Below are 24,486 nucleotides of genomic sequence, written 5' to 3'. Positions count from 1 at the left end.
GGATGTGTGTCTGTTGGGCGTGGGATGCTTGCTCGGGTGGCCAGGAGAACGCAGGATGACCCGCTCGCGCCTGTGACGCTTGTCGTCGGGCCCGAGGAATTGCTGGTGGATCGGGCGATCGGCGAGGTGGTGCGCGCCGTGCGGGCGCAGGACCCCGATGCCGATGTGCGCGACCTCGCACCGGGCGCGCTGCAGGCGGGGATGTTGTCCGAGTTGGCCAGTCCGTCGTTGTTCGGCGAGCGCAAGGTCATCGTGATCCGGTCCGCGCAGGACCTCGGGGCGGACCTGGCCGGCGAGGTCAAGAAGCTGATCGCCGATCCCGCCGACGAAATCGTGCTCGTGCTCGCCCATCTGGGCGGGCCCAAGGGCAAGAACCTGCTGGACGCGGTCCGCAAGGTCGGTGTGCGAGAGGTCACGTGTCCCAAGGTGACCAAGGTCGGCGACCGGGTCGCGTTCGCCCGGTCCGAGTTCCGGGTCGCGGGCCGCTCGCTCACCGAGGACGCCTGCCGCGCGCTGGTCGAGGCGATCGGCAACGACCTGCGCGAATTGGCGTCCGCGTGCAGCCAGTTGATGGCGGACACCGACGGCGTGGTCGACGAGGAAGTGGTCGCGCGCTACTACAGCGGGGTCGCCGAGGCATCCAGCTTCACCGTCGCCGACAAGACCGTCGAGGGTCGTACCGCAGAGGCGCTGGAGCAGTTGCGCTGGGCGCTGTCGGTCGGCGTCGCGCCGGTCATGGTCACCAGCGCGCTCGCGCAGAGCGTGCGGCAGATCGCCCGGGTCGGGGCGGCGTCGCGCAATGCCCGGCCCAACGACCTGGCCCGCGACCTGGGCATGCCGCCGTGGAAGGTGGACCGGGTGCGGCAACAACTGCGCGGCTGGACCCCGGACGGCATCGTGCGGGCCTTGTGCGCCGTCGCCGACGCCGACGCGGCGGTCAAGGGCGGCGGTACGGACCCGGCCTACGCACTGGAGAAGGCCGTCGTGACGGTCTCCACGGTCCGCAACATCTGACCCGGAGCCCCCGGACGGCCCAATCCCCCCCACACGCGCGCCGCCCACCACAAAGGCGCCGCCCCCGGAATCCCGGGGACGGCGCCTTCGAAGTCACTACGAGCGCAAGCGCTCGGGTGTCACACGGTGCGGATGCGCGAATCAGGCCTTGGCCGTCGCGACACGCTTCTCCAGCGCCGACTTCTTGTTGGCGGCCTGGTTCTTGTGGATGACACCCTTGCTGACGGCCTTGTCGAGCTTGCGGGCCGCGAGGCGGGTGAGCGCCTCGGCCTGCTCGACGTTGCCGGCCTCGGCCGCCTCGCGCGCCTTGCGCACGAAGGTCTTGAGCTCCGACTTGACGGCCTTGTTGCGCTGACGCGCAATCTCGTTCGTCTTGTTGCGCTTGATCTGGGACTTGATGTTCGCCACGAAAGAGCCTTCTGAGTACTAGGTCGGGATCCGATCCAGGGAGAGGGCCCGTCCGGACGTTGACTTGCGTGGCAGAGACACGTACGCCACACGCGATCCATCAGATTACCAGTGATCAACGGGTCCACAAACACCCGGACGGCCCACCACCCCCCGAACCCCCTCGGGACGCGACTCGAACCGCCCTCGCCCGCTCCACCAACGCGGCTCACCCGTGCCGCATGGGACGATGTAGGGAACACCGGCGGTCCCACCCGGATCCCACGTGCCACCTGCGGGATCTTCGCGAGACCGCAGGGCCCCGCGAGACCGCAGGGTCTCCGCGAGACCGCAGGAGCCTCACGAGACCGCAGGACCGCAAAACCGCAAGCCCTTCGCAAGCCCTCGCCAGTCCACCCGATCGAGAATCTGGAAGCCCGCGTGCCCGCGACCCCGCCAGTGAACGTGCCGGAGCCCAGCCGTACCGACCCGGCGCTGATCCGGAACTTCTGCATCATCGCCCACATCGACCACGGCAAGTCGACGCTCGCCGACCGGATGCTTCAGATCACCGGTGTGGTCGATGCGCGACAGATGCGCGCGCAGTACCTCGACCGCATGGACATCGAGCGTGAGCGCGGAATCACCATCAAGTCGCAGGCGGTGCGGCTGCCGTGGACGGCCCCCGATGGCCAAATCCACATCCTCAACATGATCGACACCCCCGGACACGTGGACTTCACGTACGAGGTGTCCCGATCGCTGGCGGCCTGTGAGGGCGCGATCCTCCTGGTCGACGCGGCACAGGGGATCGAGGCGCAGACGCTTGCCAACCTCTATCTGGCCCTGGAGAACGACCTCCAGATCATCCCGGTGCTGAACAAGATCGACCTGCCGGCCGCCCAGCCCGAGAAGTACGCGGCCGAACTCGCGCACATCATCGGCTGCGACCCGGAGGATGTGCTCAGGGTCTCCGGCAAGACCGGCGTGGGTGTGCCGGAGCTGCTGGACGAGTGCGTACGCCTGGTCCCGCCGCCGATCGGCGTCAAGGACGCGCCCGCCCGCGCGATGATCTTCGACTCGGTCTACGACTCGTACCGGGGTGTGGTCACCTACGTCCGCGTGATCGACGGCGACCTGAAGAAGCGCGAGCGGATCCAGATGATGTCCACGGGGGTGACCCACGAGCTCCTGGAGATCGGGGTCATCTCGCCCGAGCCCAAGCCGTCCGACGGTCTGAGCGTCGGCGAGGTCGGCTACATCATCACCGGCGTGAAGGACGTTCGGCAGTCCCGGGTCGGTGACACGATCACCTCCCTGCACCACGGCGCGACCGAGGCGCTCGGGGGTTACAAGGACCCCAAGCCGATGGTGTTCTCCGGCCTGTATCCGCTGGACGGGTCGGACTACCCCGAGCTGCGCGACGCGCTCGACAAGCTCCAGCTCAACGACGCCGCGCTGGTGTACGAGCCGGAGACCTCGGTCGCGCTCGGATTCGGTTTCCGCTGCGGGTTCCTGGGCCTGCTGCACCTGGAGATCGTCCGGGAGCGGCTGGAGCGCGAGTTCAACCTGGAGCTGATCTCCACCGCGCCCAGCGTGGTGTACCGCGTCGTCATGGAGGACGGCACCGAGCACACCGTGACCAACCCGAGCGAATTCCCCGGCGGCAAGGTGGCCGAGGTGCACGAGCCGGTGGTGCGGGCCACGATCCTGGCGCCGAGCGAGTACATCGGCACGATCATGGATCTGTGCCAGACCCGGCGCGGGGTGCAGATCGGGATGGACTACCTCTCCGAGGACCGGGTCGAGCTGCGCTACACGCTGCCGCTCGCGGAGATCGTGTTCGACTTCTTCGACGCGCTCAAGTCCAAGACGCGCGGCTACGCGTCGCTCGACTACGAGACCACCGGCGAGCAGGAATCCGCGCTGGTAAAGGTCGACATCCTGCTCCAGGGCGAGGCCGTCGACGCGTTCAGCGCGATCGTGCACAAGGACAAGGCGTACAACTACGGCGTCGAGATGACCAAGAAGCTGCGCGAGTTGATTCCGCGTCAGCAGTTCGAGGTGCCGATCCAGGCCGCGGTCGGTGCGCGGGTGATCGCCCGCGAGAACATCCGCGCCATCCGTAAGGACGTGCTCGCCAAGTGCTACGGCGGTGACATCAGCCGCAAGCGCAAGCTGCTGGAAAAGCAGAAGGAAGGCAAGAAGCGGATGAAGATGGTCGGCCGCGTGGAGGTGCCGCAGGAGGCGTTCATCGCGGCGCTGTCCACCGACGACAGCGGCGGCAAGAAGTAGCCGGCGAACATGTAGGCGGCAGCGGCAGGCAGCAGCGAAGCAGGAAACAGCACGGCGGGATGTAGGACACGGCCGGCCGGGGCGCGGGTGGGCGCCGGGCCGGCGGCTGGGCACAGCGGGTGTGGCGACGCGATTCGCAGGCGGATCCGGGCGAAGCTACTACCGCGTAGCCCTGCGGCGGCGTACGTTGCGGGTGCATCGGGCACAACCGATGCACCCGCTTTGCTTTTACTCCCGCTATACCGAACGTTCCGCGCTCCGTCCGTCGGCGATATCCGGCCCTCGTCACCGTGGATACGGGTATCGACACGGGTACTCGGCATCGCCGCCACTTCCCGCATCCGCCCGAGCTGTCATTCCCCAGGCGGTGTCATTCCCCAGGCTGTGTCATCCCTCAGGACATGGAGGCCGCAGTGAGTCCAGAGCCCGTCGGCACCGACAATCGCCCGCCGTCCATCGCCGTGGACTTCCTGGAGCGTATTCGCGCGACGCCCGAGCGCGAGGCATACCGGCACCCGGTGCCGGTGGGTGACGGTGACCGTGAGGAATGGCGTTCGCTCACCTGGGGGCAGGCCGGCGACCGGGCGAAGGCGATTGCCGCCGGTCTGGTGATGCTGGGTGTCGAGCCCGAGGACCGGGTCGCGATCGTTGCCGAGACCAGGCTCGAATGGGTGCTCGCGGACCTGGGCATCATGTGCGCCGGCGCGGCCACGACCACCGTCTATCCGACCACCAACGCCGACGAGGCGGCCTTCATCCTGGCCGACTCCGGCAGTGTGGTGGCCTTCGTTGCCGACGACGCCCAACTCGCCAAGCTGCGCGGTGAGCGGGCCGCCCTGGGCGCGGTGCGCAAGGTGATCGTCTTCGACGACGGGTCCGACCGGGACGCCGACGACTGGGTGATCACCCTCGCCGCATTGGAGGAACTCGGCCGAGCCCGGCTGGACACGGAGCCCGACCTGATCGAGACCAGGGTCGCCGCGATCACCCGGGACCAGCTCGCGACGCTGATCTACACCTCCGGTACCACCGGTCGGCCCAAGGGTGTCCGGCTGGCGCACGACACGTGGGCCTATCAGGCCGCCGCGCAGGCGGCGATGAGGCTGACCGACACCGACGAATTGCAGTATCTGTGGCTGCCGCTCGCGCACTGCTACGGCAAGGTGATGATGTCCGGCCAGATCCGGATCGGCTACCCGACCGCGATCGACGGTCGGATACCAAAGTTGATCACCAACCTCCCGATCGTGCGGCCGACCTTCATGGCCGCCGCGCCGCGGGTGTTCGAGAAGGTGTACAACTCCGTGCACGTGCGGATGCGTGCCGAGGGCGGCCTCAAGTACAAGATCTTCCGGTGGGCGATCGGCGTCGGTCGGGAGATGTCGCAGACCCGCCAGGCGGGGCGTACTCCTTCCGCGCTGCTGAACGCCAAGTACCGGCTGGCCGACCGGCTCGTCTTCGCCAAGCTGCGCGACCTGTTCGGCGGCCGGCTCAAGGGTTGTATCTCCGGCAGTGTGGCGCTCTCGCCCGATGTCGCGGAGTTCTTCGACGCGATCGGCATTCCCATCCTGGAGGGCTACGGCCTGACCGAGGCCAGCGCGGGCAGCTCGGTCAACCGCTACGACGCGCACCGCATCGGCACCGTCGGCGTGGTGCTGCCCGGCTCGGAGCTGCGCATCGCCGAGGACGGCGAACTGCTCGTGCGCGGCCCGGCGGTGATGCAGGGCTATCACAACAATCCCGAGGCCACGGCCGAGGTGCTCACCGAGGACGGCTGGCTGCACACCGGCGACATCGCGGTGATCGAGGACGGCTTCCTGCGCATCACCGACCGCAAGAAGGACCTGATCAAGACGTCCGGCGGGAAGTACGTGGCGCCCAGCGAGATCGAGGGCCGGTTCAAGGGCATGTGCCCGTACGTCAGCAACATCCTCGTGCACGGCGAAGGCCGCAACTTCTGCTCCGCGCTGATCACCCTGGACCCGGACGCGATCCGAGGCTGGGCCGCCGAGCGACCGGCGCTGCGGGACAAGTCGTACGAGGAACTGGCCGCCGGCGCCGAGGCCCGTGCGCTCATCGCCGACTGTCTCGACGAGCTCAACGCCGGTCTCCAGCGCTGGCAGACGGTGAAGAAGTTCGCCATCCTGCCGCGCGATCTGAGCGTCGAGCACGGTGAGCTGACGCCCAGTCTGAAGGTCAAGCGGCGGGCGGTGGAGCAGCAGTACGCGGAGCTGCTGGAGGACATGTACAAGGGCACGCTGGTCACCTGAGCCCGGGGCCGGTCCGCGGGCATCGGGCAACCGCCGGGCCGGTCGCCGGCTCGTGGACAATGGGAGGATGCCCTCCGCACCCCCCGACGGTCTGCCCGTGCCCGAAGACGGTTCGCTGCCCGCGTCCGCACTGGCCGAGTTCGCGGGCGCGAGTCGCCCGTTCGGCTTCTACGTGCATGTGCCCTACTGCGCGTCGCGGTGCGGTTACTGCGACTTCAACACCTACACCGCGACCGAGCTGGGCGGATCGGCCTCGCAGGGGTCCTACGCGGACGACGCGATCGCCGAGATCCGGCTGGCCCGGCGGTTGCTGGGCGAGGTGGACCGGCCGGTGGAGACGGTGTTCTTCGGCGGCGGCACGCCCACCCTGCTGCCGGCCGCGGACCTGGCCCGGATCCTGGGTGCGATCCGGGACGAGTTCGGCCTGGCCGCCGGGGCCGAGGTGACCACCGAGGCCAACCCCGAGTCGGTGGATCCGGCCTATCTGGACACGCTGCTCGCGGGTGGCTTCAACCGGCTGTCGTTCGGCATGCAGAGCGCGCGCAGGCACGTGTTGCAGATCCTGGACCGCAGGCACACCCCGGGGCGGCCGGAGCAGTGCGTGGCCGACGCGCGGGCGGCCGGGTTCGAGCACGTCAACCTGGATCTGATCTACGGCACGCCGGGGGAGTCCGACGAGGACTGGCGGGCCTCGCTGGACGCGGTGCTCGGCGCTCGTCCCGACCACGTCTCGGCGTATGCGCTGATCGTCGAGGACGGTACGCGGCTGGCCGGCCGGGTGCGGCGCGGTGAACTGCCGATGCCGGACGACGACGTGCTCGCGGACCGATACCTGATGGCGGACGAGGCGTTCACCGCCGCGGGGCTCGGCTGGTACGAGGTGTCCAACTGGGCGACCGACGTCGCGGCACGCTGCCGGCACAACGAGCTGTACTGGACCGGCGCCGACTGGTGGGGCGCGGGGCCGGGCGCGCACAGCCACGTGGGCGGCGTGCGGTGGTGGAACGTCCGGCATCCGGCCGCGTACGCGCAGCGGCTGGCCGGGGACACCTCTCCCGCCCAGGCGCGTGAGGTGCTCACCGCGGAGGACCGGCGGGTCGAGCGGATCCTGCTCGAACTGCGGCTGTCCGATGGCGTCCCGCGCTCGCTCCTGACGGAGGTGGGGAGGAAGGCGGCGGACCGGGCCGTGGTCGACGGGCTGCTTTTGCCCCTTGCGGGGGATCGGGTTGTGCTTACGCTGCGCGGGCGGTTGTTGGCTGATGCGGTTGTGCGGGATTTGGTCGACTAGCGGGCTTGGCCTCAAGCGCCGGCCGGGCTGCTTCGCCTGCCGGGCCGAGTGGCCTTCGACGCCGGCCGGGCCGGTGTTTGCTCAGCCGGCGTCGGAGGGTGCGGACTGTTCCGGGGTGGAAGCCGGTTACATTGCCACGTCCATGATCAGGTCGGCCAGGGACTCGTCGACTCGGTTGAGTTCTTGGGCGTAGCGGCGCATTTCGGTGCTTTCGCGTTTCGCGTCGGACTCGCCCTGTTCCTTCGTGCGTAGGGCTGCGCCCACCTCGTCGCGGATCGACTTGATTTCCGCGTCCAGGCCCTGGGCGATCGCGTCGCGCATCTTGCGGAGTTGCTTGACCACCTCTTCGCCCAGGTTGGTCACGTCGGTGTCGGCCTGGTTGCGCAGTTCCACCTGGACCTGCTCGGCGACCTGTTCCTTGAGCCGGCGGTTGGCCTTGTTCAACTGCAGCGCGCCCTTGAACACGGTCGAGCCGAGCACCGCGCCGAGGATCACGAACGGGCCCAGGCCGACCAGGAAGGCCGCCGTGCCGACCGCGATCTGCGGCAGCAGGGCGGTGAGCATCGACCTGAGGTTGAACTTGCCGCCGGAGACCGCGGTCGCCGGGTCGAGCACGAAGCTGACCGCGTCCGCGAGCAGCCGCTCGATCGGCGTCGAGGGTTTGCCGTCCTCGTCGGTGCCGACCGGGCCGGCGGTGAGCGATGCGCGGATCTCGTCGATGCGGGTGACGAACTGCTTCACGTCGTCGTCGATCATCCGCTCCATGTCCTCGACGCGACGTGCGACGAGCGGCTTGAGCTCGTTCTCCTGCCACTGCGCGAACTCGACCTGGACCCGTCCGGAGAGGTGGTCGGTGATCTCCTTGACCGCCGCCTCCATCTTCTCCCGGGCGTTGAACGGATTGGCGCCGATGGTGTTGCTCGGGTCGTACTCCTGCGCCCAGTTCGGGATGTTCGCGGCGACCCGCTCCATGAACCGCCGGGTCGCGGCCTCCACCTCGCCGCGGGTCTCGCGCAGGTGCTCCTCCATCTGCGCGACGATCACCCGCCGATTCTGCTCCAGCCGGGTCAGCGGACCCTGGACCCGTTCGTAGGTGGCCCGCAGCTCCTCGACGTCCTGGGTCAGGAGCGCCTCCTTGCGGTCGATCTGCTCGCGCGCCTCGATCAGCAGGTACTTGAGTTCCCGCGCGGGCGACAGGATCTTGGCCCGACCGCGCTCGCGGGTCAGGAAGTCCTCCAGACCACGCTCGAGTTCGGGCATTCCGGAGCCCGCCAGCAGGTCCGGGTCGCCCTTCTGCCGGCCGGTCAGCGCGGCCCGGGCGTTGACGAAGAAGACCCGGTCCGGGCGGGAGAGGTAGGGCGAGAGGCGCTTGCGGATCTCCCGCTGCACGTCCTCGCGCTCCTCCTCCTCGACCAGGTTGATCTTGTTGCCGACGTAGAACACGTCCTCGTGCCCGCGCGCCTTGACGTGCACGTCCAGGAAGAGCTGTTCGCTGCGCGACATCGCGGCCTGGCAGTCCACCACGAACACCAGCACGTCGGCCTGTTCGAGGTAGTTCAGGGTGACCTTCTCACGCTCGGGAGCCTCGTTGAGGCCCGGCGAGTCGACCACCACGACGCCGTTGCGGCACAGTTCGAGCGGCCAGCGCACCACCGCCCGCTCGTACGGGTTCGGGGTGTTGTCGTCGTCCGCGCCGATCGTGACGTAGTCGGCGATCTCGTCCACGCCGACGGTCAGCGGATCGCCCGGCGTGCCGTCCGCTTCCAGCGGATAGATCAGCGCCGAGCGGGTGTCACCCCACGTCACCTCGTTGATGATCGCCGTACACGGACGCGCGAAGGAGGGCAGCACCTTCTCGCCGAGCATCGAGTTGATCACCGTGCTCTTGCCGCGCTTGAACTCGCCGACGATCATCACCTTGAACGCCTCGGACGCGGCCCGCTGCTTCAACGAGTCCAACTTCTTGACGCCCGCACCGATCCGCAGTCCGGCCACGATCGGCGTGAGCCGGTCGATCAGGCCGACCAGGGTCTCCTGCCGTGCGCGCCACGCGCCGTAACCCGCGTAGGCCCCATCGGCCGCCCCGTGACCCCTGTCCACCCTGAACGCTCCCCTCCTCGACGGCTGCTCAGCCTCTGGCGCCCAGCATGGTGTTGAGCTGGACCCCGAGCTGCTCGCTGCGCGAGATGAGATCCTGCCATGCGGGTCCATCGGTGCCGACCTTGGCCAGCGCGGTCTGCCGATCGGTCCGCCACGCCTTCTGGCCGCGCACCGCCTCGTCCATCACCCCGGCGTACAGCGTGTGCAGGCGCTTGGAGACCTCCTCGGAGAAGCCGCCGAGCACCTCCTCGACCATCGGCTCCAAAACCTTCATCGCCTGCGCGCGCTGACCCTCGGTCAGCGATGTCGACTTGACCTCGCCGAGCACCATGCCGCCCGCCGACGCGGCCATGCTCGCGCCCATCGGCAGCGCGGAGACGCCGCCGGTGAGCGGGATCAGCAGCGCGCCGAGCACGGCGAGGCCGGTCGGGCCGATCCGCCAGGCGAGCTTGCGGCTCTTGAGGTCCTTCAGGCCCAGCGACTCCGCCTCGCCGAGTTCGAACTCGGTGGACAACTGCTCGACCTTCTCCAGCCGGTATCCGCTGCCGCGTCCGAAGTGCAGCTTCATCTTCGCGTCCAGCCACTGCACGTCGGCCTGCACGCTGGAGTGCAGCTGGGCCTCGAACTTCTTGGCCAGCGCGGTGAGTTCGCGGCGCAGCCGGAACGGCAGATCGCGCTCCCACCAGGTCCGCGGGTCCGGCGCGCGCTCCATCTCGTAGCGCAGCGTGTCCAACAGGTCGCCGCGCGAGAGCTGGAGGTGCTCGCGGAACTTCTCCGCGGTCTGCGTGCGCCGCTGCTGGAGTTCGACCCGGACCTTGCCCCACTCGGCGGACATCCGGTCGATCTCCACCTCGGACTGCTCGACGGCGCGCCGCCGTTCGGCCGCACCGAGTTCGGCCGCGGCCAGGCCGTCCCGGCCCACCTGGGCCATCTCGTCGAGCAATGAGAGCAGTTGGCCCGCGGTCTGCCGTGAGCGCATGCTGCGCCGACCGCCGGAGGTGGTGTACTCGGTGATGCGCTCGAACACGCCGGCCACCGGCGAGACGTCCTCGCGATGCGGGCCGGCCAGCACCTGCAGGGTCGGCGAGATGCGACGCACCCGGCCGCCGAGGTAGTCGACGATGTCCTCGCGCTCGTCCTCGTCGACGGTGTCCAGCTTGGACACCACCACGGTGATCCGCGGCACGTGCCGGGCGATCACCTCCTCCTCCAGGAACGCGGTCTCGGACAGGCCGAGCGGCGCGCTCGCGGAAACCACCATCAGCACCGCGTCACTGGCCGCGACGGTGCGCCGGACCAGGTCCTCGGTCCTGCGGTCGTGCTCCTCGGCGTCCGTGCCCTTGCCGCGCCCGGCATTGACGCCGGGCGTGTCCACCAACTCGACGTCCAGCCGGGCCAGCTCGGAGTCGGCGACGAGCACGCGAACGCCGACCAACCGGGCCTGGTCCGCATCCTCACGCTCACTCAGCCGGTGTATCTCGTCCCACGACGCGGACACCGCCGGCCTGGGTTCGGCCCGCCCGTCGGCGAACTGCAACTCCAGGCGCGGCTCCGGCCCGGCGGCGATCACCAGGGGCACCGGGGTGTGCCGACCCTCGGGCAGCACCGGGGCGCCGAGCAGCCGGTTGATCAGCGACGACTTGCCGCGGCCGAACTCGCCGACCACCGCGATCCGCAGCCCGGGCCGGCGCATCCGGGCCCGCAACCGGTCCAGTTCGGCGGCGATGGCGTCCAGACCGAAGTCGCCGGCGATCGCCTGCGCGTCGTTGATCCGCCGGCCGAGCGTGGTCGCCGACGGCGCCTGCTTGACCAGGCTGGTCACCGATCCGGGCGGGGTCGGCGCGGACGAGGGGGCGGCCGGCGCGCCGGCGGGGGTGACGGACGGGGTGACAGGCGTACGCGGGGCCGGCGGCGCAGGCGCGGCGACCTGCGCCACCGGCGCGGCCTGCGGCACCCGCGCGGCCGGTGGCGACGCGACCGGCGTCGACCCACCCGACCCGCCGGACCCACCCGGGCCACCCGCGCCGGACGGGCCGCCCGCGAGGCGACCCGCCCAGCCCGGGTTCGGCCCCGGAACAGCCGAAGCGTCGCCCGCCGGGCGCGGACCCGGAGCCGGGGCCTGCCTCCGGTCCGCCGTCTGCCCCGACGGGCCGGGTCGGCCGGTGGGCGAGTCGCCCGAGTCGCGGCGCGCGGCCGCCTCACGCGGCGCACCGGCGCGCAGCCACGACGCCGTGCTCGGCACGAGGTGGTGGTACGCGGCCACCGCACCGCTGGGCATCACCCGCGCGTAGAGGCCGGCCAGGATCTTCGGGCCGCCCTTCGCGTCCGCGTCGGGGTCGGCCAGGAAGCGGCCGAGCGATTGGAAGAAGCGGGCCCGCTCGGCCAGCGCCTCCGGCTGCATGGACAGCGACCAGGCGGCCTCGTCCCCGATCGTGCTCTCGATCGACTTGGCGACCTCGGGCAGCTCGGTCAGCTTCACGTGCCGCAGCACGTCCTCGGACGGCCAGGCCCACTGGACCGCGCCCCACACGGGGTGGATCGGCAGTTCGCGGCGCCCCGGGGTGGCCTTGCCGACCCCGATCAGGCTCCACAGCGTCCAGCCGTTCGCGGTTCGCTCGGGCACCGGCGGCAGCGCCACCGATTCCATGGTGACCCAGCCGCGCAGCTCGTCGCTGCGGTGGATCCCGCTCAACAGGCCCGCGACGCCCGGGCGTCGGCGCGGCTGTACCTGTGCGGCCTGGCGCAGCACGTGTTCACGATCGAACGACATGTGTTCTCCCTACTCCCATCGAATCCGTTGTGATGTCGAACGATCAGGCGTGCGTCGGGTGGGCGACGATCATCGTGGTGTCCCGGTCCTGCCACGCGTTGACGAAGTCCGCCAGCGGAACCGGCTCGGTCTGGCCGAACGGCGCGCCCGGGTCGTTGAGCAGGACGTAGACCGAGCCGTCGGGCTGGGTGTCGATGCCGGTGACCCACACGGCGTGTCCCATCGTGGGGTCCTGCTCCATCGGCGCACCGGTGGCCGGGTCCTGCATCGGGGACCAGATCTCCTGCGCGTCCAGCGCGACGATGACCTGGTCGCCCTTCTCCAGCGCGTCGAGCATCTGCCGCATGTCGGCGCCCGGCACCATGTCGGTGTCCACGCCGTGCATCTCGAGCAGCTTGCCGATGTCGTCGGTTCTGGTGCCGTTCTCGGGGTCGTAGATGCCGGCCTGCTGGGCCTCGGTCATCAGCGCGTTCTCGTCCAGCGGCACGCCGGTGAGCTTCTCCAGGATCATGCCCTGGGAGACCACCGCGCAGCTGGTCGGGCTGACCTGCTGCTGCCAGTACTGCGCGTCGCCGACCGGGTCGCCGAAACCGTCGAACTGCGCCGGCGTCCAGTTGCCCGGCGCGTGGTACTCCCAGTTGCCCTGGTCGTCGGGGACCGCGCCCCACGCGGCCGGGACGCCGGGCTCGGTGTTGCCCGTGCCGGGGTGGCTCGCCGGGTCCGCGTACGGGTCGTTGCCCTGCGGCTCGTACGGGTCGGTGCCGTACGGGTCGCCGTAGGGGTCCGCGTACGGGTCGCCATAGGGATCGCCGTACGGGTCGTTGGCGACCTGGTCGTCGTACCACTGCTGACTGGGCGTGGCGACGGGCTCGTTGTTGTCGTTGGGGTCGAACATGTGCGGGTCGTACGCGTCGATCCGGCCGTCACCGTCGCTGTCCGCGTGGAACGGGTCGTAGTTCGGGTCGTTGAGCGGATCGAAGTTCGGGTCGGTGTACGGCAGAGTGGAGTTGGGGTAGGTACCGCCGTTGCTCTCGCCGCCCGCGTCGGTCTCCCACAGTGGTGCCGCGACAGTGCCCCCGTCGGCGGTGTCCAGCGTGTCGATGGTGTCGTCGGAGACCATCGCGAACAGGTCGTCGTCGTGCGTGTAGTCGCTCATCTGCCGAATTCCCCCCGGCGTGTGAGGCGCTCGCGCTGGTTGTTCACCGTGTCGCGGCGCCGTTCCGTCTGCCTGTCCGCGTCCTGCAACAGGCTTCTGCGAGCCGCGAGAATATCCTCACGGCGGTGATGCTCGGCCACCAGTTCGGCGACCGTCGCCTCGTACCTGGCCCGGTAGCGGTCCACGTGTTGCGAGACGTCCAGCGAATAGTGCGTCGTGGCCGTGCCGACGGCCTCGTCGATCTGTCGGGACAAACCGTCCGCGACGGTTCGCAGTGTCTGATGCATTTCGGCCCGTGCGCGGTTCCGCAGAGCCGTCATGTCAGTGGATGAGAGTGAATCGGCCACTTTGGCCATGAATCCGGCGAAGCCGGCCCGGCCGGAGGACGCCCCCGGGTCGCCGTTTCGGGCGCCGCCGAACCACTGGTCCAGCGCGCCGCCGATCCGCGCGCCGGGGGTGCGCGGGCCGGCCGGGTCGAGTCGGACGGCGCGGATCTGCTGGGTGACCCCGGTGACCGAATCCTGATAGGCGCGCATCGCCGCGTCCGCGAGTTGATGCCCGGTCAGCACGGTGACCCGGTCCGGTCCGGCCGGGCGATGGATCGCGCCGAGCTTGCGATACGCCGCCTCGAACGCGGTGTCCGCGGCCGCCCGTGCGCTCTCGGCGGCGGTGGCCAGCGCGCCGGTGACGGCCTGCTGCACGATGTCGCCGATCCGGGGCAGGCCCTGTCGGATCAGTTCGGGCGCGCGGACCGCGATCACCGCGCGCAGTTCGTCCGGGGTCTCCGCACCGTCCAGCGCGTGGTCGATCTCGGCCTGGGTGTAGCGCCACCACTGGGGGGCCATGCCGCCGACCGCCTGCTGCGCGCGCTGGGCGCCGGCGCCCAGCAGGCGCGCGGTCTCGCCGTGTTGGGCCCGGACGAATGCGGCCATGTCGGCGATCCGGGCGCCTGCGAGTTCGGCGTCCTCGGCGTCCAGCCGCTGCTCGGCGAGAGTCACCTCGCGGCGCAGTTCGTCGAGCAGGTCCTCCAGGAGCCGCAGCAGGTGGTCGGATACCGCGACGATGCGCTGACGCTGCATCAGGTCCCGAAGTCGGGCCAGCGTGCGGGGGAACTCCTCGGCCCAGTGGGCCTGTTCCGGCCCGCGCAGGGGCCGTCCGGAGGCGAGCCGGACCACCGGCTCGGCGGCGACCGGCTCGACCACCGGGTCGGTCACGCCCAACATCCGGGCGAAGCGCTGCCGTACGTGCGCGAGCAGGTCCTCCCGCTCGTCCTCGTCGATGTGGTCCATCTTGGTGACCAGGACGATGCAGCGGCGCAGTTGGCCGGGGTCGAGCGCGTCGGTCAGGAACTCGGCCAACGACACCGGCGAGGGCGACGTGGACGCGGTGAGCACCGCCGCGACGTCGGCGATGTCGCGCATCACCGCGCGGGTGATCTCGGTGTGTCCGACGCGGGCGTTGGTGCCGGGTGTGTCGATGATCACCAACCCGTCGCGCAGCGCGTCGGCGGGATGGCGGACCTCCAGGCTCTGTACGCGCGGCGCGATCGTGTCGTCGGCGGTGAGCAGCCGCAGGATGCCGGCCGTGTCGTCGGGAACGGCCACGTCCGGGGCGAGATGCGCGAGCATCCGGCCGAGCGGACTGGCCGCGCCGGTGTAGCGCCCGGAGGGGTAGACGTAGCGGATCCCGTCGCCGTGGAAGCGCACCTCGACGGCGAACTCGTCACCGTAGGTGATCCTGGTCGCGGCGCCCGTGGTGGGCAGCGCCGAGGTGGGCAACAGGTCCTCGGTCAGGAGCGCGTTGATGAACGTGCTCTTGCCTGCCGAGAATTCGCCGATCACGGCGAGGTAGTACCGGTCGTCGCGCAGTCGCGTCTCGATCTCGCGGATGCGTTCGGTCAGCTGTGTCAGTCGCTCCTGGTCGCCGACGATGCGGCGGACCATGGCGAGTGCGAAGTCGAGGTGGTCGGAGGTCTCGGTGAGTGCCTCGACCACGTCGCGTCGTTTCGAACGATCCCCGGCCATGCCGCGAGAATCCACCACCGCGCCCCCTCCCGACGGTGCCCTCCCCGATGTACGGGCGATCCTGCCACGCGGGCTCGAATCCCGTCTCGGTGCGTGTGCATGCCGGCCGGGCCGTTCGGCGGAACCGCTGTGGCCCTTGTGAGACGGCCGTCCAAATGATGCGATATAGGCGCCGAGGCGATCCCTCGCACCTGATCCACGCCATTGCCTCATTCAGCCCGATCGGCACGAATGGTATGTATTCGGCGCATACTGGTTGCGTGCGGGTTCCTCGGCTCGTTTGGCGAGTCGATTCCGATGCGATCAGGAGATGGCATGTTCGAGGAGGCCCAGTATCTGGCCCCGGTCACCCGTAGGGCCGACGGCGGAGTCGAGGTCGAGCTGTCCCGCAGCCACCCGGGGTTCGCGGACGCGGTGTACCGCGAGCGCCGGAATCGGATCGCGGAGCTGGCCCTGGACCACCGGCGCGGCGACCCGATCCCGGAGGTCGAGTACACCGAGGAGGAGCACGAGGTCTGGCGCCTCGTCTCGCACGAGTTGTCCGTCTCGCACGCGGAGTACGCGGTCGCGGACTACTTGGAGGGCACCGCGCGGCTGAAGCTGCCGACCGACCGGATCCCCCAGTTGGAGGAGGTCAGCGGCGCGCTGGAACCGCTCACCGGATTCCGTTACCTGCCCGCGGCCGGCCTGGTCCCGCTGCGCGACTTCTACGGATCACTGGCCGACTCGTACTTCCACTCCACGCAGTACATCCGCCACCACAGCGTGCCGCTGTACACCCCCGAGCCGGACGTCATCCACGAGGTGATCGGGCACGCCAACATGCTCGCCTCGGACCGGTTCGCCGCGCTGTACCGGGTGGCCGGTGAGGCGGCCCGCCGGGTGGAGAGCCGTGAGGCGCTGGAATTCGTCTCGAAGGTCTTCTGGTTCACCCTGGAATTCGGCGTCATGCACGAGGCTGGCGCACTCAAGGCCTACGGCGCGGGGATCCTGTCGTCCTACGGCGAGATCCGCGAGTTCCGCACCGTCGACATCCGCGACCTGGACCTGGTGGCGATGGGCACGATGCAGTACGACATCACCCACTACCAGGACATCCTGTTCGCGGCCCGCTCGATGACCCACCTGGAGGACCTCGTCGGCGCCTTCTGGGCCACCTGCACCGACGACTCGATCGCCACCTTGACGACCTCGGCGAAGACGCCGTAGGTCCCTCCTCCGTAGTCGTTCACTCGTGCGGGTGATCGGGTGTCGAACGCCCGGTCTCCCGCCCGAGTGGCTCCTTATGCTCGCGTCGACTACGGAAGGGGTTCAGAATGTCAGCTATGACACACGAGATCCCCACGCAGGAAGACGTCCTCCTGGACGGCTTCCTGGCGTTGGACACCCCCCTGGGCTTCCGCGCCGAGCTGATCGAGGGGGAGATCATCGTGACACCGCCGCCGCTGGGGGACCACGAGCACATCATTGCCGAGTTGGTGGATCAGATCGCGGCCGGCACCGCGACCCCGATGCACTTTTCCGGGAACAAGGGCCTCAGGGTCGATAGCGCCGGTGCCCTCCCGAGCAATCACGTCATTCCCGACGGCACGTTCGCGCCCAAGGGGCTGAGCCTGTTTCGCGGGGCCGAATCGTGGATGCCGTGTGCGGGCGTGGCCATGGTTGTCGAGGTCACCTCGCAACGAGCCGAGATCGACCGAGAGGCCAAGCGTCGTAGTTACGCACGCAGTGGTATCCCGCTGTACCTTCTCGTGGATCGAGAGCTGGGCAAGGTGACGCTGTTCTCGGAACTCGAAGGCGATGACTACACGGTGCTCCATACCGGACCATTCGGTAAGGAGGTCGAGCTGCCCGCCCCCTTCTCGACGACGTTGGACACCTCGAACTTCGCGTGAAGTACAGCGTGGGACTGTGTCCGGCGGGTACCTCACACTCGCCGGACGAACACCCGGCCGAAGTCGCCGCCCGTGGCGAGGAGCGTGCCGTCGGTGGAGAAGGCCAGGCGACGCACGCGTTGGTCGTCGTAGCCGGGGAGCCGGCCGGCGGAAGCCTCGCGCAGGTCCGCGTCGTACACATGCAGCGCACCCGTGCGGTGGCCGCCCACCGCGATGCGTCGGCCGTCCGGTGAGTAGGCCCACGCGTAGCACGTGGCCCAGCCGTTGGGGTGGTACGGGTTGGTGAAGTGCCAGGCCGGCTCGCCGGTGTCGATCGACAGCGCGAACGGCCCGTGCACCCGACCCCGGTTGACCAGGAGCAAGGTGTCGCTCGGATCGAAGCCGAGGTTGCCGATCTCCCACTCGAGCGGCACCCGCGCGGCCAAGCGGCCGGTCTCCACGTCCCACACCTCGACCTCGTTGGTCGGATCGTCGGTCGCGTCCCGGTGGCCGTAGACCAGTCCGCGACTGACCCGCCACACCCCCAACAACCGGCCCGAGGGAGACAACGCGGCCCCCCGGCACTCGGTGGTCGGCGACTGCGTCGACACCTCGCACACCTGCGCGCCGGCCGCGTCCAAGACGCGCACCCGGTCGCCGGCGTCGAAGACCACGAGCCGTTCGCGGGCCGCGTCCCAGGACGGCTGCACGGTGTGCGGATTGAACAGCGCGTCCTCGAACTGTCGGTAACAGGCCAGCTGTTCCTCGCGCAGTGTGGTCAGGTCGAGCCGCCGGGTGGTGCCGCCGACGGTGTAGACCACGGCCGACCCGGTGGCGTCGAACAGCGCGCTGTCGATGCCGGTCAGCCGCTCGGCCGCGGGCACCGCGTGCACCGTGCGCCGGGTCCCGCCGGCCACGTCCACGAGGCGGATCGCGCCGTCGTAGGCGATCAGCACCGTGTGCCCGTCCGGATGCAGGTCCATCGCCCGCGACGAGGTCTTGCCCGGCGGCATGAACTCCAGCACCACCGGATCCTCGGTCCCGCCCAGTCGGACGAACCCGGCCCGCAGCGCCTTGCCCGTCTCCCGACGCAGCGCGACCACCGCGGCGGCCGGATCCGCGAATTCCTTGCGCGTCTCCCGCGCCTTTCCGTTCCCGGACCACGAGGCCCGGACGAACTCGGCGCCGGACACGCCGAACATCCGATACTTGGGGCCGGCCGAGTCCGGCAAAACGAGTGTGACCTGTTCCTGTCGCATCGGAGCACGCTAGCGCGGAAGTCCGAGCGGGATTGCGGCCACGCCTCGGGTGGTGACCCCTCCCCGAGCCGGGAACGGTCACCGCGCGGCGGCTACTCGAACGTGGCCGCCGCCTCGCGCAGCGCGCGCACGACCGTCTCCGGGTCGTACGGCGCCGGTGGGCCCGGCGTGTAGGTGACCGCGGTCAGTTCGCCGGTGTAGCGGAAGGAGCCGTGGCGTTCCCAGAGCGGCCAGGACACCGGGGACTTGCGGTCGACGCCGACGCTGATCCCCTGGAGCGGGGCCATCCCGATCAGGATGTGCACGCCCTCCAGCCAGGCCACGTCCTCGCCGTCCACCCCGACCCGGAAGTCCCAGCGAAAGTGCGGGCGCGCGTGTGCGGTCAGCGTCACCACCCGGGCGTCCGGGGCCAGTTCGCCGGCGTCCACCTCGTGCAGTTCGCCGTACTCGTTGTAGGCGAAGTGCAACCGGCCGGCTTCGACATAGACGCTGTAACCGCCGCCCTGATCGCCGTGCGAGACGAGCACGCCCTGATCGGCGGCCCCGCGCCGGCCCAGTTCGATGAGCACCTCGAAGTCCCGGAACGTGATCAGCTTCGCCGAGCGATAGCGCTCCAGTTCCGGTGTGCCCGCGAGCAACCGCACCGGCCGGCGCAGCCGCTCCTCGGCCGGCCCGCGCAGCGCGAGCGCGCCGCCGTCGGCGAGCGGGAACACTCCGTTGCGCCACGCCGCCGCCTCCCACGCGGCGGCCAACTCCTCGACCACGTCCGGGTGCCGGTCGGCCAGGTCGTCGATCTCGGTCGGGTCCGTGGTGATGTCGTACAGCGCCCACTCCGCGTCGTCGTACGCGTCGCCGGCCCGGTGGTGCGTCACCAGCTTGTACGGGTGCCGGTAATAGCTGCGATTGCCGACCATCTCGCTGTACTGCTCGCCGTGCCGCGATGGGGCCGCCGGATCCGCGAGCACGTCGGTGAACGAGGTCCCGTCCAACTCCTGCGTCGGCGCGCCCGCCCGTTCCACCGGAACCGGCACGCCGGCCAGGTCGAGCAGCGTGGGCAGCACGTCGGTGACGTACTGGTACTGCTGCCGCACCCCGTGCTCGCGCAACCCGGCCGGCCACGAGATGACGAACGGCACCCGCACCCCGCCCGCGTAGGTCTGACCCTTGTACAGCCGAAACGGCGTGTTCGAGGCCATGCCCCAGCCGCGCGGGTAGTGGATCAGGCTGCGCGGGCCGCCGATCAGGTCCAGGTCCAGGTCGATGTCGCCGCGCCAGTCGGCGGGCTTGGCCGGGTGCTGATTGAACCGCTTGAAGTAGGCGCGGGTGCCCTCCGCGCCGCCCTCGCCGGTTCCGCCGTTGTCCGAGGTGAACACGATGACGGTGTTGTGCAACTCGCCGAGCGCCTCCAGGGTGTCCACCAGCCGGCCCAGGTTGTGGTCGATGCTGGCGACCATGCCCGCGTAGACCTCCATGTACCGCGCGTACAACCGCCGGGTCTGCGGATCCAGGTCGGCCCAGGCGCCCACCTCCTGCCCGGCCTCGAAGTTGCGCCGGGGCAGCCGGGTGCCCGGCTCGAACAGGCCGGCCGCCTTCTGCCGGGCGAAGCGCTCCTCGCGCAGCACGTCCCAGCCCCGGTCGTAGCGGCCCTGCTGCGCCGCGATGTCCGCGGCCTTCGCCTGCAACGGACCGTGCACCGCGTTGTGCGCGACATAGAGGAAGAACGGCTTGTCCTGGTCGTGTGCGCGCAGGCCCTTGATCATCCCGATCGCCTGATCGGTGATGTCGTCCGTGTAGTAGTAGTCCTTCGGTAGTTCGTCGATGTCCAACGGCGAGTTGTCGCGTACCAGTTGATGCGGATGGAACAGGCTGGTCAGGCCCTCCAGGACGCCGTAGTACTGGTCGAAGCCCTTTTGCAGCGGCCAGTTGCCGCGATGGTCGGCCGCGTTGGACGCCGAGTCGCGCACCAGGTGCCACTTGCCGACCGCGAAGGTCGCGTAGCCCGCGTCGTGCAGGGTCTGCGGCAGGGTCGGGATGTCGTCCGCGATCTCCATGCCGTAGCCCGGGAAGCCGGGATCGGCGTTGGCCACCATCGCGTAGCCGACCCGGTGCGGATTCAGCCCGGTCAACAGCGCCGCGCGGGCGGGCGAGCACAGCGGCATCGTGTGATAGTTCGTCAGCCGCAGGCCCCGCTCGGCGAGTCGGTCCAGGGTCGGGGTGGGGATCTCCGAGCCGAACGGGCCGATGTCGCTGTAGCCCATGTCGTCGATCAGCACCACGACCACGTTCGGCGCGCCCGGGCGGGCCGAACGCGGCTGTGGCCAGGCCGGCTCGGAGGCGGAGAAGGTGCGGCCGACCCGACCCCCGAAGCCCTCGTACGGATCCCGGTGTCGCTCGTCGGGGATGGACATGTGACGCTCCTTCAGGCTGCCTCGGCCGCGCGCATGGCGGCCGGAACGGGGGAGGGGACGGCGGCCAACAGGGCCTTCGTATAGGGGTCCTGCGGATGCGCGACCAGATCGTCGGCCGGGCCGGTCTCCACCACGCGGCCCTCGCGCAGCACCACGATCCGGTGGCTGATCGAGCGCACCACCGCGAGGTCGTGGGCGATGAACAGCAGCGCCAGGCCCAGATCGGCCTGGAGTTCGGCGAGCAGGTTGACCACCTGCGCCTGCACCGAGACGTCCAGCGCGGAGACCGCCTCGTCGCAGATCAGCACCGAGGGCGCCGGTGCCAACGCCCGGGCGATGCCGATCCGTTGCCGCTGCCCGCCGGAGAAGTCGCGGGGAAAGCGGGAGGCGACGGCCGGATCCAGGCCGACGCGCTCCAGCAACTCCAGTACTCGTGCCCGGCGTTCCAGCGGTGTGCCGATGTGTTGGGCGTGCAGCGGGTCGGCGACGATGTCGCCGACCGTCATCCTGGGGTTGAGCGAGGCGTACGGGTCCTGGAAGACCATCTGCACCTCGCGGGCGAGCCGGCCCTTGCCGGCCACCCGGATCACGCCGCGATCGGGTTTGTGGATGCCGACGATCGCCCGGGCCAGGGTGGACTTGCCCGAGCCCGACTCGCCGACGACGCCGAGCGTCTCGCCCGGATACAGCACCAGGTCCACGTCCGTCAGCGCGGAGACCGCCGGCCGCCCCCGGGAGCGGAACGTCTTGGACACGCCGCTCACTTCGAGCACCGGCGAGGTCGGATCCGGCGCCCTGCGCACGATCGGTTCGAGCGGGTGAGCCGATGCCTCGGTCGATGGCACCCAGCACGCGGTCCGCGCGGTGTCGGTGACCGGGGCCAGGTCCGGTTGCTCGGTTCGGCACCGGTCGACGGCCGCGGTGCACCGGTTTGCGAACGCGCAGCCGAGCACCGGCAGCGCCAGGTCCGGCGGTGTGCCGGGGATACCCGCGAGCCGGGTGCCGGCGGGCGTGTCCAGACGCGGCACCGCGCGCAACAGCCCGGCGGTGTACGGGTGTCGGGGCGCGCTGAGCACTTCGGCGACCGGACCCTGTTCGACCACCCGGCCGCCGTACATCACCGCGACCCGGTCGCAGCGCTCGGCGACCACGCCCATGTTGTGCGTGATCAGCAGCACTGCGGTGCCCAGTTCGCGGCGCAGCGTGTCCAGCAACTCCAGGATCTGCGCCTGCACGGTCGGATCCAGCGCGGTGGTCGGCTCGTCCGCGATCAGCACGTCGGGTCGGTTGGCCAGGGCCAGCGCGATCATCACCCGCTGACGCATGCCGCCGGAGAACTGGTGCGGGTAGCCGCGCAGCCGGGCACCCGGGATGCCGACCAGCTCCAACAGCTCGATCGAGCGGGCCCGGCGCGCCCCGCGGTCGCCGAACCCGTGCGCGCGCAGCGCCTCGTCCAGTTGTCGGCGCACTGTCAGCAGCGGGTTCAGCGACGTCATCGGGTCCTGGAAGACCATGCCGATCCGCCGCCCGCGTACCCCGGTGAGCGCCGCCTCGGAGGCCGCGACCAGGTCGGTGTCGCCGTCCAGCAGCACCGATCCGCCCGTGATCCGGCCCGCGGGCGGCAACATGCGGGCCAGTGCGAGCGCGGTCGTGGACTTGCCGGAGCCGGACTCGCCGACGATGCCGAGCATTTCGCCGGCGGCCAGGTCCAGGTCCACGCCGCGCACCGCGTGCACCGGGCCGCGGGCCGAGTCGAACACCACCCGCAGGTCGTGTGCCGCCAGCAGTGGGATGGCGGCGCGGACTTCGGCGGGCTTGTCGATCGTGACGGTCATCGCCGGACCCCCTTGTTGAGTGCTTCCGCGAGCAGGTTCAGACCCAGCACGAACGCGCTGATCGCGACGAGCGGGCCGATGGCGTAGATCGGATGGTCCTGGAGGTGCATCACCGAGCCGCTGACGATCGAGCCGAGCGAGGGCTCCGGCGGGCGCACGCCGATCCCGATGAAGCTCATCGCGCCCTCGACGATCACCGCGATCGACAACGACACCGCGATCTGCACGACCAGGGGGTCGGCCGCGTTGGGCAGGATGTGCCGAACCAGCAGCCGGGCCGGTCCGGCGCCGCCGACCCGGGCCGCCAACGCGTACTCGCGCTCGCGGTGGGACAGGATCGCGCCGCGCAACATGCGGCCGAACGCGGGGGCCTCGACCACCGCGATCACCACGATCACCGTGCTTGTGCCGGCGCCCAGGACGGCGGTCACGGTCAGGCCCAGGATCAGTCCGGGGAAGGCGAGCACCACGTCGAACAGGCGCTGGACGAGCACGTCGGCCCAGCGCGACGCCACCGACACCAGCGCGAGCAGGCAGCCCGCGAGCGCGCCCAGCGGTACCGCGCTCACCACCACGATCAGGTCGGTGCGGATTCCGAACAGCACCCGCGACCACAGGTCGCGGCCGATCTCGTCGGTGCCCAGCGGATGTTCCCCGCTCGGTTGCAGCAGCGCGTTCGAGGTCTGGAAGGTGGGTGCGTACGAGGTCAGCAGCGGCGCGGCCAAGCCGAGCAGGACCACCAGGCCGACCACGATCAGCCCGGTGATCCCGCGCGGCGTGAGCAGGCCCTGTACATAGGGGTTGCGAGCCCGCTTCGCGGGCGCGGCGACCACCGGCGCCTTGGTGACTACCGCGGCGGTCATCCCAGCCTCACCCTCGGGTCGAGCAGCGCGTAGGCGATGTCGGTCAGCAACTGGACGAGCACGTACACCCCGACGAGCAGCAACAACAGCGCCTGCACCACCGGGTAGTCACGGCGGGCGACGCCCTGTTCGGCGAGCTGGCCCAGGCCCGGCCAGGCGAACAGCGCCTCCACCACGACCGCGCCGCCCAGCAGCGCGCCGACCTGCATGCCGAGCACGGTCAGCACCGGTGGCAGGGCGTTGGGCAGCGCGTGTCGCCACAGGATCCGCCGCCGGGACACGCCCAGCGAGCGGGCGGTGCGCACGTAGTCCTCGCCGAGCGCCTGGAGCACTCCGTCCTTGATGTAGCGGGCGATCACCGCGGAGCCGGGCAGTGCCAGGCACAGCGCGGGCAGCACCAGGTACTGCAACCCGATCACCGGGTCGGCCACGATCGACTGGTGTCCACCCGGCGGCAGCAGCCGCCAGGTCACCGCGAACAGCAGCACCAGCAGCACCCCGGTGACGAACACCGGCACGGTCAGCGACACCGAGTTGACCGCGCCCAGCAGTGCCCGCGGGACACGGCCTCGGGCGGTGGCGCAGAGCACGCCCAGGATCGGGCCGAGCACCAGCATCAGCACCAGGGCGCCGATCGCCAGTGCGAGGGTGTTGCCGAACCGATCCCCGATCAGGTCGGTGATCTGCCCGCCGATCAGGTACGACCGGCCCGGATCGCCGGAGAGCAGATCGCCGATCCAGGAGAAGTACTGGGCCAGGAACGGCCGGTCGAGCCCGAGGTCGGCGCGGATCGCGGCGATCGTGTCGGGAGAGGGGTCGGAGCCCGCGAGCGTGGTCGCCGGATCGCCCGGGATCAGCCGCAGGATGGCGAAGATCGCGAACGAGGCGAGCACCAGGACGAGCAGTGCCGAGGGCAGTCGGCGCAGCAGATATCCGGTCATCG

Annotated in this window: 16 protein-coding genes; 6 read left to right on the top strand and 10 right to left on the bottom strand. The window is 70.3% G+C overall.

The window, feature by feature from the left end:
- Positions 1 to 36 precede the first annotated feature (36 nt).
- Entirely contained in the window at positions 37 to 1,014 is a 978-nt protein-coding gene (gene holA, locus A3IC_RS0127025; protein ID WP_158696114.1) for a DNA polymerase III subunit delta, read from the top strand.
- A 141-nt stretch (positions 1,015 to 1,155) separates the two neighbouring features.
- On the opposite strand, the gene rpsT is transcribed toward holA, so the two are convergent.
- Positions 1,156 to 1,422, bottom strand: coding sequence for a 30S ribosomal protein S20 (gene rpsT / locus A3IC_RS0127020; RefSeq protein ID WP_020553196.1), 267 nt, complete (start codon positions 1,420 to 1,422; stop codon positions 1,156 to 1,158).
- A gap of 420 nt (positions 1,423 to 1,842) precedes the next feature.
- Here rpsT and lepA point away from each other — a divergent pair, with 420 nt between their 5' ends.
- The 3 genes from lepA to hemW all read left to right on the top strand — a co-directional run bounded on the left by lepA (position 1,843) and on the right by hemW (position 7,254).
- Complete coding sequence (gene lepA, locus A3IC_RS0127015; protein ID WP_026218795.1) at positions 1,843 to 3,696, top strand: translation elongation factor 4; 1,854 nt, start codon at positions 1,843 to 1,845, stop codon at positions 3,694 to 3,696.
- A gap of 401 nt (positions 3,697 to 4,097) precedes the next feature.
- A complete protein-coding gene (locus tag A3IC_RS0127010; protein WP_052173802.1) occupies positions 4,098 to 5,966 on the top strand; it encodes an AMP-dependent synthetase/ligase in 1,869 nt (622 codons plus the stop codon).
- A gap of 67 nt (positions 5,967 to 6,033) precedes the next feature.
- Complete coding sequence (gene hemW, locus A3IC_RS0127005; RefSeq protein ID WP_020553193.1) at positions 6,034 to 7,254, top strand: radical SAM family heme chaperone HemW; 1,221 nt, start codon at positions 6,034 to 6,036, stop codon at positions 7,252 to 7,254.
- Positions 7,255 to 7,380: 126 nt separating this feature from the next.
- Here the strand turns inward: hemW and A3IC_RS0127000 are convergent, their stop codons facing one another.
- The 4 genes from A3IC_RS0127000 to A3IC_RS0126985 are packed head-to-tail and all read right to left on the bottom strand — an operon-like array spanning position 7,381 to position 15,304.
- Entirely contained in the window at positions 7,381 to 9,354 is a 1,974-nt protein-coding gene (locus A3IC_RS0127000) for a dynamin family protein (protein ID WP_020553192.1), read from the bottom strand.
- Between the two features lie 28 nt (positions 9,355 to 9,382).
- On the bottom strand, positions 9,383 to 12,124 hold the full coding sequence (locus tag A3IC_RS0126995) for a dynamin family protein (protein ID WP_020553191.1): 2,742 nt from the start codon (positions 12,122 to 12,124) through the stop codon (positions 9,383 to 9,385).
- A 43-nt stretch (positions 12,125 to 12,167) separates the two neighbouring features.
- Positions 12,168 to 13,280 (bottom strand): hypothetical protein, encoded by a 1,113-nt coding sequence (locus tag A3IC_RS62720; protein ID WP_020553190.1) that lies wholly within the window; start codon positions 13,278 to 13,280, stop codon positions 12,168 to 12,170.
- Positions 13,277 to 15,304 (bottom strand): dynamin family protein, encoded by a 2,028-nt coding sequence (locus A3IC_RS0126985; protein WP_026218793.1) that lies wholly within the window; start codon positions 15,302 to 15,304, stop codon positions 13,277 to 13,279. Before A3IC_RS0126985 ends, A3IC_RS62720 begins: the two co-directional genes overlap by 4 nt.
- A 315-nt stretch (positions 15,305 to 15,619) precedes the next feature.
- On the opposite strand from A3IC_RS0126985, the gene A3IC_RS0126980 reads away from it, so the two are divergent.
- Both A3IC_RS0126980 and A3IC_RS0126975 read left to right on the top strand, forming a co-directional pair.
- On the top strand, positions 15,620 to 16,513 hold the full coding sequence (locus A3IC_RS0126980; protein WP_020553188.1) for a phenylalanine 4-monooxygenase: 894 nt from the start codon (positions 15,620 to 15,622) through the stop codon (positions 16,511 to 16,513).
- A 116-nt stretch (positions 16,514 to 16,629) separates the two neighbouring features.
- Entirely contained in the window at positions 16,630 to 17,199 is a 570-nt protein-coding gene (locus A3IC_RS0126975; protein ID WP_020553187.1) for a Uma2 family endonuclease, read from the top strand.
- A 32-nt stretch (positions 17,200 to 17,231) separates the two neighbouring features.
- Here the strand turns inward: A3IC_RS0126975 and A3IC_RS56775 are convergent, their stop codons facing one another.
- The 5 genes from A3IC_RS56775 to A3IC_RS0126950 form a co-directional block, all read right to left on the bottom strand.
- Positions 17,232 to 18,437, bottom strand: coding sequence for a WD40 repeat domain-containing protein (locus A3IC_RS56775; RefSeq protein ID WP_052173801.1), 1,206 nt, complete (start codon positions 18,435 to 18,437; stop codon positions 17,232 to 17,234).
- 92 nt (positions 18,438 to 18,529) lie between these two features.
- On the bottom strand, positions 18,530 to 20,845 hold the full coding sequence (locus A3IC_RS0126965; RefSeq protein ID WP_020553186.1) for an arylsulfatase: 2,316 nt from the start codon (positions 20,843 to 20,845) through the stop codon (positions 18,530 to 18,532).
- 11 nt (positions 20,846 to 20,856) lie between these two features.
- Positions 20,857 to 22,680 (bottom strand): dipeptide ABC transporter ATP-binding protein, encoded by a 1,824-nt coding sequence (locus tag A3IC_RS0126960; RefSeq protein WP_020553185.1) that lies wholly within the window; start codon positions 22,678 to 22,680, stop codon positions 20,857 to 20,859.
- Complete coding sequence (locus A3IC_RS0126955) at positions 22,677 to 23,543, bottom strand: ABC transporter permease (protein WP_020553184.1); 867 nt, start codon at positions 23,541 to 23,543, stop codon at positions 22,677 to 22,679. Before A3IC_RS0126955 ends, A3IC_RS0126960 begins: the two co-directional genes overlap by 4 nt.
- The gene (locus A3IC_RS0126950) at positions 23,540 to 24,484 is read right to left on the bottom strand and encodes an ABC transporter permease (protein ID WP_020553183.1); all 945 of its coding nucleotides are present in this window, start codon (positions 24,482 to 24,484) and stop codon (positions 23,540 to 23,542) included. The genes A3IC_RS0126955 and A3IC_RS0126950 overlap by 4 nt, the downstream gene beginning before the upstream one ends.
- Between the last annotated feature and the right edge of the window lie 2 nt (positions 24,485 to 24,486).

Source organism: Embleya scabrispora DSM 41855 (assembly GCF_000372745.1).
Lineage (GTDB): Bacteria > Actinomycetota > Actinomycetes > Streptomycetales > Streptomycetaceae > Embleya > Embleya scabrispora.
The sequence above is the reverse complement of the archived record's forward strand: the minus strand, read 5'-3'. Positions and strand labels throughout refer to the sequence as shown.